This is a genomic window from Pseudomonas sp. BN415, assembly GCF_029871195.1.
Classification (GTDB): domain Bacteria; phylum Pseudomonadota; class Gammaproteobacteria; order Pseudomonadales; family Pseudomonadaceae; genus Metapseudomonas; species Metapseudomonas resinovorans.
Genome location: NZ_SSOK01000036.1, coordinates 1 through 10,924, shown reverse-complemented (window position 1 = coordinate 10,924; position 10,924 = coordinate 1). Strand labels below are relative to the sequence as shown.

At 64.1% G+C, this 10,924-nt stretch carries 11 protein-coding genes; all 11 read right to left on the bottom strand.

Annotated features, from left to right (window positions below; genetic code table 11):
• Positions 1-256 precede the first annotated feature (256 nt).
• On the bottom strand, positions 257-1,360 hold the full coding sequence (locus E8F20_RS09945; protein WP_280282091.1) for an IS110 family transposase: 1,104 nt from the start codon (positions 1,358-1,360) through the stop codon (positions 257-259).
• A gap of 144 nt (positions 1,361-1,504) precedes the next feature.
• Positions 1,505-2,635, bottom strand: a complete 1,131-nt coding sequence (locus E8F20_RS09940; RefSeq protein ID WP_280283601.1) for a M14-type cytosolic carboxypeptidase — start codon at positions 2,633-2,635, stop codon at positions 1,505-1,507.
• Positions 2,636-2,741: 106 nt separating this feature from the next.
• Positions 2,742-3,401, bottom strand: coding sequence for a DUF480 domain-containing protein (locus E8F20_RS09935; RefSeq protein ID WP_280283600.1), 660 nt, complete (start codon positions 3,399-3,401; stop codon positions 2,742-2,744).
• A gap of 47 nt (positions 3,402-3,448) precedes the next feature.
• Positions 3,449-4,333 (bottom strand): LysR family transcriptional regulator, encoded by an 885-nt coding sequence (locus E8F20_RS09930; protein WP_280283599.1) that lies wholly within the window; start codon positions 4,331-4,333, stop codon positions 3,449-3,451.
• Positions 4,334-4,601: 268 nt separating this feature from the next.
• A complete protein-coding gene (locus E8F20_RS09925; protein ID WP_280283598.1) occupies positions 4,602-4,931 on the bottom strand; it encodes a Rieske (2Fe-2S) protein in 330 nt (109 codons plus the stop codon).
• A complete protein-coding gene (locus tag E8F20_RS09920; RefSeq protein WP_280283597.1) occupies positions 4,928-5,239 on the bottom strand; it encodes a YciI family protein in 312 nt (103 codons plus the stop codon). The genes E8F20_RS09925 and E8F20_RS09920 overlap by 4 nt, the downstream gene beginning before the upstream one ends.
• The gene (locus E8F20_RS09915; protein WP_280283596.1) at positions 5,236-6,111 is read right to left on the bottom strand and encodes an intradiol ring-cleavage dioxygenase; all 876 of its coding nucleotides are present in this window, start codon (positions 6,109-6,111) and stop codon (positions 5,236-5,238) included. The genes E8F20_RS09920 and E8F20_RS09915 overlap by 4 nt, the downstream gene beginning before the upstream one ends.
• A 75-nt stretch (positions 6,112-6,186) precedes the next feature.
• On the bottom strand, positions 6,187-7,254 hold the full coding sequence (locus E8F20_RS09910; protein WP_280283595.1) for a maleylacetate reductase: 1,068 nt from the start codon (positions 7,252-7,254) through the stop codon (positions 6,187-6,189).
• A gap of 8 nt (positions 7,255-7,262) precedes the next feature.
• A complete protein-coding gene (locus E8F20_RS09905) occupies positions 7,263-8,726 on the bottom strand; it encodes an aldehyde dehydrogenase family protein (RefSeq protein ID WP_280283594.1) in 1,464 nt (487 codons plus the stop codon).
• A gap of 92 nt (positions 8,727-8,818) precedes the next feature.
• Complete coding sequence (locus tag E8F20_RS09900) at positions 8,819-9,838, bottom strand: hydroxyquinol 1,2-dioxygenase (RefSeq protein WP_280283593.1); 1,020 nt, start codon at positions 9,836-9,838, stop codon at positions 8,819-8,821.
• 38 nt (positions 9,839-9,876) lie between these two features.
• A complete protein-coding gene (locus E8F20_RS09895) occupies positions 9,877-10,371 on the bottom strand; it encodes a hydroxyquinol 1,2-dioxygenase (RefSeq protein WP_280283592.1) in 495 nt (164 codons plus the stop codon).
• Positions 10,372-10,924 lie beyond the last annotated feature (553 nt).

Below are 10,924 nucleotides of genomic sequence, written 5' to 3'. Positions count from 1 at the left end.
CCTATGTATGGACTCGCCTTTTACTGTCAACCCGCTTTGAACAGAGAAACCCGGTTGCATCTATGTATCAGGCCTCAGCAAGGGAGCCGCAAAGGGGCTCCGGGCCAACATTGTCTGAGCTCGCGCCGTGCCAATTACGAAGAGGCTTAGGGGCCAGTAGGATGGCAGGCATCATCGCGCGACGGTCTGACCTGGGGTCAATGTTCTCAGCAGCGGTTGAGGCGCTCAGCGCCTCGGTGGCGGGATCTCGTGGGATCTATTCGGCTATCGTTGCTCCCGGTTGGACAGAGGGATTACGGCAGTAGCGGGCGTCCGACTGCAGCAGCACCCAGACGATACGCAAGTTGCGGTTGGCCAGACGTATGGCCGCCCCCTTGCGTCCGTGCCGCTGCATCCAGCGGTTCAGCCGACGGTCGTCCACTTCCTCGGAGTCAGCCTTGAGCGTGCGGAGCACCGCATGGGCGCCCTCGACCATCAGGCTGCGCAGATAACCATCACCGCGTTTGCTCATCTTGCCGAGCCGAACCTTCTGCCCGCTGCTGTGCTGATCGGGTACCAGGCCAAAGTAGGCCGCGAACTGGCGTGCATTCGGGAAGCACGCGGGCTTGACCTGCTTGGCGACCAGGGCAGTGGCGATGATCGGCCCAACCCCGCGCACGCTCATCAGTCGCGAGGCGGTCTTGTCCGCGCGTGCACATTGTTCCAGCCGTTTGGTCAGCAGCAGGAGACGGCCTTCCAGCGCCTGCCATTCCGCCTGCATATCGGCGATCAGCTCACGCAGCAGGTCTGGCAGCGGCAACGTGGCATCCTCCAGAATCCGGCTCACGCGGTCGCTGAGCGCTGCAGCGCCTTGCGGGATCGCCAGGCCATGCTCGAGCAGCAGCCCCCGGATTTGATTGCCCAGCGTCGTCCGGCGCCGTAGGTAGCCCTGTCTGACCCGATGCGCCGCCTGCATGGCCAGGGCCTCCACGGTTTTCACCGGTACGGCATGGATGGTGGTATCGCGTCCGGCGCGCAAGATCGCCTGCGCATCGTTGCGATCGTTCTTGGCACCACTGCGGTGCTCGGCGACTCGCTGTGCGGGTAACAAGCGCACCTGACAACCCAGGGCCTGCACCTGTCTTGCCCAGGCTTGTGCGCCCGGCCCGGTCTCCAGCAAGACCGTCGCGCCCTTGGCGATCTGGTACAAAAACCTCGAGAACGCCTCGCGCGACTGGAGACGCTTTTCGTACACCAGCTCTCCGTGCGCCTCTTCGCCGGCGATTTGGAACACCTGCTTGGCCAGATCAACAGCGACTGTCGTGCACAGAGAGAGCGTTTCCGGGTGTGCAGCTTGCGGTTTCGTCGTACGCTTTTGCATGGCCTTGCCCTCGCTGTCGGTGGTTATCGTAGGGTGCCACCGTGGCGCGCTCGACGCCTCGGCGAGGGCGAGTCCATCCAATTACGAAAAGCGCGGTGGCACCTTTGTAATTGGATGGTTTGATTCATCCGGGCTACGCTGCGCTCAGCGCAGCTTGTCCACCATTGCCGCAATCACCGTCAGCACGTCCTTGCCCAGGCGCTTGGAACGATCGCCGTTCCAGGCCGTGCGCGGGTGCGGGTTGTCGTCGTGGTCCTTGAATGGCATCTCGATGGTGAACGACAGGCAGTCGAAGGCCATGCCCACGGCATTGCAGGCCAGGGTGGTGTTGGCTTTGCCCGGTTCGTCACGGGGGTAACCGAACTTCGTCTGGAACTCGGCGCCCATGTCCATCAGGCGCTGGCGGAACTCGCTTTCGAGCGCTTCCAGGCGTGGCGTGTAACCGGGGTTGCCTTCGCAACCGGCGGTGAACACGTGGGGGATTTCCTCGTCGCCGTGGATGTCGAGGAAGAGGTCCACGCCCACTTTGCGCATCTGCTGCTGAACGAAGAACACCTCGGGCGTCTCGGTGTCGTCGGCCGACTGCCAGGCGCGGTTCAAGTCCTTGCCGGCGGCGTTGGTACGCAGGTGACCGCGGAAGGCGCCGTCCGGGTTCATGTTCGGCACCAGGTAAAGGTCGGCCTTGGCCAGCAACGCCTCCACTTCGGCATCGCCGCGCTTCGACAGGCGCTCGATCACGCCTTCCATGTACCACTCGGCCATGTGCTCGCCGGGGTGTTGCTGGGCGATGATCCAGACTTTGCGCTGGGCGTTCGGGTTGCGGCTGACGCGCAGCAGCGGGATCTCGCGGCCCTCGATGCTCGTGCCGATAGCCACGACCTCGGCGCCGGCCTTGTCCAAGGCTTCGCTGATCAGCCAGTCGTGACGGGCGCGGCTGTAAGGCTCGAAATAGGCGAACCAGATCTGCTCGTGGGTGGGCTCCAGGGCAAAGTGCAGGCCCTTGTCGTCGAAGCTGCTGGGGACTCGGAACCAGTTGACCTGGTCGTAGGAGGCGGCGGCGTTGTAGCCGGCCCAGGCGTGGCTGTAGGCGGACTGCCCGGCATTGGTCAGGCTGAAGCCGTGGCGCTGGCCGGGGGTCATGTCCTCGACCTTGAAGTGGAACCACTGGAAGTGGTGGCTCTTCAGGTCCGGGCGCATGGCCAGCAGCACCTGCTGCGGGTTACTGGCATCAATCACTTCGATATTGCCGCTGTCGAAGTCCGAGCTGATCTTCATGGATACCTCAGGGGCGGTGTTTCACGGTTGCGACAGGATCGCAGGTCAGACCACGCAGGGAAATCGTCGGGGCGACATCGACGGACAGCCGGCGCCCCGCACTCATCTACTCGCCGCGGTCTTCCAGACGCGCCAGGCGGGCTTCCAGGTCGGCGACCCGGGCTTCCAGTTCTTCGATGCGCGCATCGGCAGCTACACGCGACTCACCACGTTCCGGCTGGCTGGCACGCGCTTCCATCAAGGCCTCCAGATCCGCCGGCTCACCCATCAGGTGCATGTAACGATCCTCGCGCTGGCCACCCTGGCGCGGCATCAACACCACCAGCCCACGCGCGATCAGGCGTTCGAGCTGATGGCGGACGTCTTCGGTGTCGTCGAAGTCGGTCATGCGATTGCTGCGGGTCAGCAGTTCGCCCAGGGTCTGCGGGCCACGCAGCAGCAGCAGGCCGATCAGGATCAACTGCGGCTGTACGATTTCCAGCGCCTTGTCCGTACGCTGCTCCCAGCGGTCGGCGCGACTGCCCATCACCAGCTTCACCATGCCGCGCGACTCAAGGTTGCGCAGTGCCTGGCCGGCCTGGCCCGGGGTGACGTTCATCACCGGTTCGCGGCTGGTCTTCTGGTTGCAGGCCAGCACCAGGGCGTTGAGGGTCAGCGGGTAGGCTTCGGGGGTCGTGGCCTGCTTCTCGATCAGGCTACCGACGAGTCGGGCCTCGATGGCAGTGAGGGGAGCTTCGGCGAACTGGGCATGAATCTCGGTGGACATAGCACTATCCGTTTGCTGAAAAGTGCCACTAGCCTAGTCCCCGGCGGCTAGCGAGAAAAGCGTTCTACGAGGAAGTCGATGAAGGCCCGCACCTTGGCCGGCAAACGGCGCCCCGGTGGACAGACCGCGTAGATCTGCGAACTGGGCAACGCAAAGTCCTGCAGCACTTCCACCAGCCGGCCGTTGGCCAGGTTTTCCTCCAGCAGGAAGCGCGGCAGCGAAACCAGGCCGAGGCCATCCACCGCGGCCTGCACCAGCACCTCACCATTGTTGGCGATCAGCCGCGGCCGCACCGTCACCGAACGCCACTCACGCCCCATGAGGAACTGCCACTGGCTGCTATTGGCGCGGTTCTTGTACCCCAGGCACTGGTGCTCGCGCAGGTCGTCAGGCACTTCAGGGGTGCCATGTTCGGCAAGGTAGCCGGGGCTCGCGCAGACAGCATGGGGACAAGGCCCCAGCTCGCGGGCTACCAAGGTGGAATCGGGCAGGCGGCCGATGCGTAGGGTCAGGTCGTACCCCTCGTTGACCAGGTCCACGTAGCGATCGTTCAGGTCCAGCTCCACCTCCAATCCCGGATGGGCCTGCATGAACTCATTGAGCGCCGGCGACAGGTACTTGAGGCCGAAGGACATGGGCGCCGCCAGGCGCAACCGCCCGCGCAGTTCGCTTTGCAGACTGCGGGTGGCTTCCTCGGCCTCGACCAGGTCGCGGAGAATGCGCTGGGTGCGCTCGAAATAGTCCAGTCCGGTTTCGGTGAGGCTGAGGCGCCGGGTAGTCCGGTTGAATAACCGGCACTCCAGGTGCCGCTCCAGCGCGCTCATGCGCCGACTGACCACCGACTTGGCGATGTTCAGCCGCTGCGCCGCCGCCGAAAAGCTACCGGCCTCGACCACCACCACGAATACCCGCATGTCTTCGAACAGGTTCATCTCTTGCTGCCATTGAGGGGCGATGAGCCTTTATTGCAGGTTAGGCGGGATTGGGCATTGGCATTTGTTAAGGCACGCATTTGCAGGTCGCACACCTTGCGGGGGCGGATTCATTCGCCAAGGGTAGCGAAGCTGCCCCTCGCAGGCGTCCAGGACAGGCCACGGGCCGGCTTGGCGAGTAAACATCCACGTTCGTAGCCCGGATGAAATCCGGGAGCGACGATTGGAATTTCCCCGGATTTCATCCGGGCTACGGAGTGCATTGCCCCTACGGCAGGAGCATCACCCTCCCCTCCACTACCCGAACCGGCACTGCGTCCAGCCGGCTGCCTTCGCAGGGCCCTTCGATGCACTGACCGTCTTCGAAGCGGAACAGGGCGCTGTGATGGGCACACATCAGCACTTGGCTGCGGTAAGTACTGAACTCACCGGGACGGAAGTCCAGCGGCACCGAGAAATGCGGGCAGCGATTGCGGTAACCCCATACATCCTCGCCGCGACGGACCAGCACCAGCGCCTCGGCGCGACCGTCCAGTTCGGTGTTCAGTGCCAGGGCGCCGCCATCGGTGATGGCGTCCAACGTGCAGAGGGCGTTCATCCGCGCAGCTCCGGATTGCCCAACCCCCAGTTCCAGGGGCGGATCTCGATGTGTTCGAACAGCCCGGCGCGTACGTAGGGATCATCACCGAGAAAGGCCTGCACCTCGGCCAGGCTCATGGCCTCCACCACCAGCAGGGTGCCGTTCATGCGGCCGTTGCCGCAGTCCAGGGTGGGGCCGCCGAGGCGCACCACCACCCTGTGTGGATAGGGGTTACGCAAATGTTCCCGATGGGCCGGGCGCACCTGGTTGCGCAGGCCGAGCTGGTCCGGCTTGTCGGTGGCGAAAACGGCGAAGTACTGGCTCATGCGGTTTCGTGCTCCAGCACGAAGTCGTAGCTGGCCAGTCGGAAGGCCCCGTCAATGTCATGGCGGGCTGCCAGTGGATGGTTCGCCTGGCAAGGCTGATAGACCACCTTGAGAGAATCCTTCACGCCGAACACCACATCCGACTCCAGGTACGGGTCGTCATGGTTGAACAAGTGGGTGACCAGGGTACGGTGACCGGGCGCCATGACCATGAAATGCAGATGCGCCGGGCGCCACGGATGGCGGTCGCTGGCCTGGAGCAGGCGCCCCACGGGGCCGTCAGTGGGAATGGGGTAGCTCACCGGGATGATGGTGCGGATGGCAAAACGCCCCTCCTCATCCGTACGGTAGCGACCGCGCAGGTTGGCCAGGGGTTGATCCGGGTCCTGCCCGGAGTACATGCCGTTCTCGGCGGTCTGCCAGACATCCAGAACGGCACCCGCGATGGGCTCGCCCGTCGCGTCGAGCACACGCCCCAGTACCAGCGCCGGTTCACCCGGCGTGAAGGCCATGTTCTCGCCATGGCCGCGCTCGGGCATGCCGGCAATGTAGAACGGCCCGAATACCGTGGTTTCGGTGGCCGCGTCACTGGTCCGGTGGTTGATGGCGTCCACCAGCATGGAAAGACCGATCACATCGGACAGCAGGATGAACTCCTGGCGCACGATGCCGTCGCACTGCTTGCCGGTGTCTGTGAGGAAGCGGATACCTTCCAGCCATTCCCCCTCGGTCAGTTCCACCTCACTGGCGAAGGCATGGAGGTGGCGAACCAGGCTTTGCACCACCTGGCGCAGACGCGGGTTGGGCGTATTGGCGAAGGCGGCGACGGCCTGGGCAGAAATTTTCGCTTCGTTAGGCGGGATGTTGTTCATCTTGTGTTCCCGTTGGGTCGGTGACGGCGAGTGGCATGGAAGTTCCCTCTCCCTGAAGGGAGAGGGATTAGAACGTCACGCGGGAGGCAGGCCCTGCCAGGCGCGGAACAGCATGGCTTCGATGGCGTCCTGCTCGAAGGGCCGCGGGTTGAAGTAGGGACTGGAACAGGCGATCACCGCCGTTTCCGCTGGCCCCTCCTCGGGCAAGCCGAGCTCGGCGAGGGATGCCGGGATGCCCAGCGTCTGATTAAGGGCGAACAGCAGGTACCCGACCTCACCCGCCTCTTTCCCGCCCAGGGCTCGGGCCGCGCGGCGCAAGGGTTCGGCGGCGGCCTCGCGGTTGTAGTGGGCGGCATGGGGCAGCACCACCGCATGGGCCTGGGCGTGGGGCAGGTTGAAGGTGCCGCCCAGCGTGTGGCAGAGCTTGTGGTGGATGGCCATGCCCACCGAGCCCAGGCAGATACCGGCCAGCCAGGCGCCATAGAGCGCTCGGCTGCGGGCTTCGGCGTCTTCCGGGTTGGCCACCACGCCCGGCAGGGATTCGGCCAGCGCGCGGATGGACTCCTCCGCCATCAGAGTAATGATGGGGTTGGCGTCCTGGGCATAGAGGGCTTCCACCGCGTGGGCCATGGCGTTCATGCCGGAGCAGGCGGAAATGGCCGTCGGCAGGCTCAAGGTGAGCTGCGGGTCGTAGACCACTGTCTTCGGCAGCACGCGGAAGTCGCGCCCAGTCTTCTTCAGGCGGTTCTCGGTCATGCCGTAGATGGGGGTCATCTCCGAGCCCGCATAAGTGGTCGGCACGGCGATGATCGGCAGGCCGGACTCCAGGGCAATCGCCTTGCCCAGGCCAATGGTGGAACCGCCGCCGATGGCCACGCAGCAGTCGGCGCCAAGCCGGGCCGCCTCTTCACGGGCGGCACGGGCCACTTCCACCGGCACGTGCATCACCGCCTGCGGATAGACCCCGGCGGCACGCTCGCCGAGGATGCCTGCCACGCGCTCACCCAGGTGACGCTGCTCCGGCGTGGTGAGAATCAGCGCGCGACGGACGCCGAGCTTGTCCAGCTCGGCGGCCAGGGTTTCCAGCTTGCCCCAGCCGAATACCACGCGAGAGGCCAGGCCTTGGTAGATGAAGGGATTCATGGTGGACCTCAGCGCTTGAAATGGGGCGGGATCTTGGCGTCCACGTTGACCCACACGGAGCGGGTCTCGGTGTAGTCGTGGATGGCTTCGAAGCCCATCTCGCGGCCATAGCCGGACTGGCCGACGCCGCCGAAGGGGCTGCCAGGGCTGACGCGTTTGTAGCAGTTGATCCAGCACATGCCCGCGTGGATGTTCGCCGCCATGCGGTGGGCGCGCTGCAGGTCACGCGTCCAGAGACCGCTGCCGAGTCCGTACTGGGTGCCATTGGCAATCGCCAGGGCTTCTTCGTCGGAGGAAAAGCGCAGCACGGTGACGAAGGGGCCGAACACCTCTTCCTGGGCGACGCGATGATCCGGCTGGGCTTCGACGACGGTGGGCTCGATGTAGTAGCCGTCGGCCAATGCCGCATCACTGGGCGCCTTGCCGCCGCTGAGGACGCGTCCGCCCTGGGCACGGGCGATATCCACGTAGGCCAGCACCCGGTCGCGGTGCTGGGCCGAGGTCAACGGACCCATTTCGGTGTTCGGGTCCAGCGGGCTGCCCAGGCGGATGGAACGCGCCAGGCCGATGAATCGCTCGAGGAACTCGTCGGCGATGCGCTCGTGGAGGATCAGCCGCGAACCGGCGATGCAGGCTTGGCCTTGGTTGTGAAAGATGGCCCAGGCGGCGCCATTCACGGCAGCCTCCAGGTTGGCATCCTCGAAGACGATGTTGGCGCCCTTCCCGCCCAGCTCCAGTTGCACCCGTTTGAGATTGCCCTGGGAGGCTTCGACGATGCGTCGACCGGTGGCGGTGGAACCGGTGAAGGCGATCTTGCCCACGTCTTCATGCTCGGCCAGGCGCTGGCCGGCGGTATGGCCGTAGCCCGGTACCACGTTGACCACGCCATCGGGGAAGCCCACTTCCTTCATCAGTTCGGCGATGCGCAGGGTGGACAGCGGGGTGATCTCCGACGGTTTGATCACCACCGTGTTGCCGGCGGCCAGGGCCGGGCCCATCTTCCAACTGGTGAACATCAACGGGAAGTTCCACGGCACGATCTGGCCGACCACGCCGATGGGTTTGCGCTGCACATAGTTGAGGAATCCGGTTTCCACCGGGATCACCGCGCCCTCGATCTTGTCGGCCATGCCACCGAAGTAACGGAAACAGGCCGCCGTGCGCGGTACGTCGAGGCTGCGGGAATCGCGGATCGGGTGACCGGTATCCAGGGACTCCAGTTGCGCCAGTTCCTCAAGGTGTTCTTCGATCTTGTCCGCCAACTTCAGCAGCAGGCGACCGCGTTCGGCGCCGGACAGTGCGGCCCAGGCCGGGAAAGCCCGCTTGGCGGCAGCCACTGCCAGCTCCACGTCCTCGGCTTCGGCGGCGGCGATCCGGGTGATCAGCGAGCCGTCGTGGGGCGACAGGACGTCGATGGTCCCGCCCTTCAGGGCCGGTACGAAACGGCCGTCGATGAAGAGTTGGTTTTGCATGGGAAAAGCTCTCCGGACGCCGCGGCGAACTGCGGCGTCTGTGTATGACGTGAAGTACTTCCCTCTCCCAGAGGGAGAGGGAGCAGAACGGATCAGAATTCCACCGGGTAGGGCTTCAGCTCGCCGCTCTCGTAGCGCTGCGGCAGGTTCGGCGTGGCGTTCTCCCACACCAGCAGCATGGAGCGCTTGGTGGAGTAGCCTTGGTGGCGGATGTCCGCAGGCATGGCACAGATATCGCCGGGACGCATGGTGATGCGCGCGCGTGGTGCACCGTCGTCCTTGTCAGCCACATCCCAGATGATTTCGTCGGAGAGTTGCAGGAACCACTCCACGCGGTCGTTGCCGTGGAACACCGGAAGGATGAACTCCTCGGTGGTCGGGCAGAACAGGCTGGCTTTGCACACCGAGCTGACCGAGGGGTTCCAGGTCACATCGGAGCGCGACAGGTACTTGTAGAGGTTGAAGGCATGCAGTTCGCCCTCGAAGCCTTCGGCAGCGTGGATCTCCGGCTCATCCTGGGGCACATCGACAAACTGGCGGTTCACCGGCAGGTCGTTGCGTAATGGCGAATCATCCGGAAGGCCCGGCATGCGCCGGGTGGCCACGCGGAAGCGCTCGATGGCTTCGATGTTGTCGCCGTTCTTGCGTCCGAAGGCGCTGCCGGTTTCCTCCGGCGCGGCGAAGGGGTCGAAGCCGGCGTTGGTCCAGTCACGCAGGATGGCCTTGAAGGTGGCCATGATCTTCGGCGTCTCGAACTGCTCCGTGTAGTCCACACCCGCGGTTCTCAGCACGCCGTTGAAGGTGCCGGCGTAGAGATCGACCTTGCCGTAGTGGTTGCGGGTGCCGATCACTTCGTCGAAGTTCACCCAGCCGTAGAAGAAGCCCCAGGCGACATCACGCATGGTGGCGCGCAGGAAGGCATCGGCGGGAATCAGGTGCGAGCGCTCCTGGCCTTTGGCCGGCCACTGGATACGCACGAAGTATTCGTCACGGGACAGGGTAAAGGCGCCCAGCTTGAAGCTGCGGTAGCCGGTAACGGAATCGGGCAGGCTGGCTTCGACTTCATCGGCGGCGAAGCTGGCGGAGGTATCGAGGGTTTCGAGCATGGCCATGGTGGATGTCCTCTTGTTCTGGTTGTCGGTCGGGGCTGTCACTTCAGGCAGATGTCTGCCCACTTCTCCACCGACAGCGGTCCCTTGATGGTCTGCAGCAACACCACGTTCGGGCGCGCACTTTCGAAGCGATAGGCGCAGCCGGCCGGCAACAGCGCCTGGTGGCCGCGCTTGAGCAGGACATAGCCCATCGGGCGGCCCCTGGGCTGCTCACCGGCCAACTGGGTGCCCTCACTTTCGGCAAGCGGCTCATCCAGCTTGAGGAAGTCCACCCGCACCTCGCCGTCCACCGATATGGCGAACTCGTCGTGGGCGGCGGTGTACCAGGGAGAGGAGCCCTCGGCGCGCAGGGTCTCGATGACATAGCCGAGGTTCAGGCCGACCACCACCTTTTCGTAGGGGGCGGAACGGCGGGCGACGTCGAAGATATTGGAGAAAGCGTAATGGCGGGCTTCGCCCTGGATGATCTCGATCGACCCCATGCGATAGTCGTCGAGCGCGCCGAAGACAGTACGGAACGCGGCAGTGCTCATCTCATTCACCGTTTGTTGTTGTAGTGGGTGAGTGAACGTTACGAGCGGCACCTGCAACCAACAATTCCAAGGCAGGCGACAACAGTGTTTGCAAAACGCGAACAGTCCGGGAAGTGCTCTAGCACGCCATTCTCAGCGAACTGCGCGGCTTTATCCGCAAGAGAAAAAACACAACAGAGGGAACGATGGAGAGACGCTATCGCCCACATTGATCGATTTAATCGATTATACCAATTCAAGGAAAAAGGCTTTCCAGATTGCGCAATAGCCCGCTCAAAAACGTCGTAACGCGTTGTTTTTAATAGGACGAGCATAACTATCATCGGCGTCGATGGTAACCATCACGCAGGATCACTTCTTGATCGAAAACGTATCAGTAACATGGGCTCCGTAGACGAATTCCACCCCCCTCTCCGAGGTGCCCGAAAATGAAAAAGCAAATCCTTGCCAGCCTGTTCATCGCCAGCCTGTCCGCCACTGCTTTTGCCCTGCCCCAGGGTTCCGTTGTCGCTGAAGGGGGTTCCGACCGCACCAGCATCCACCGCGTAGCCGA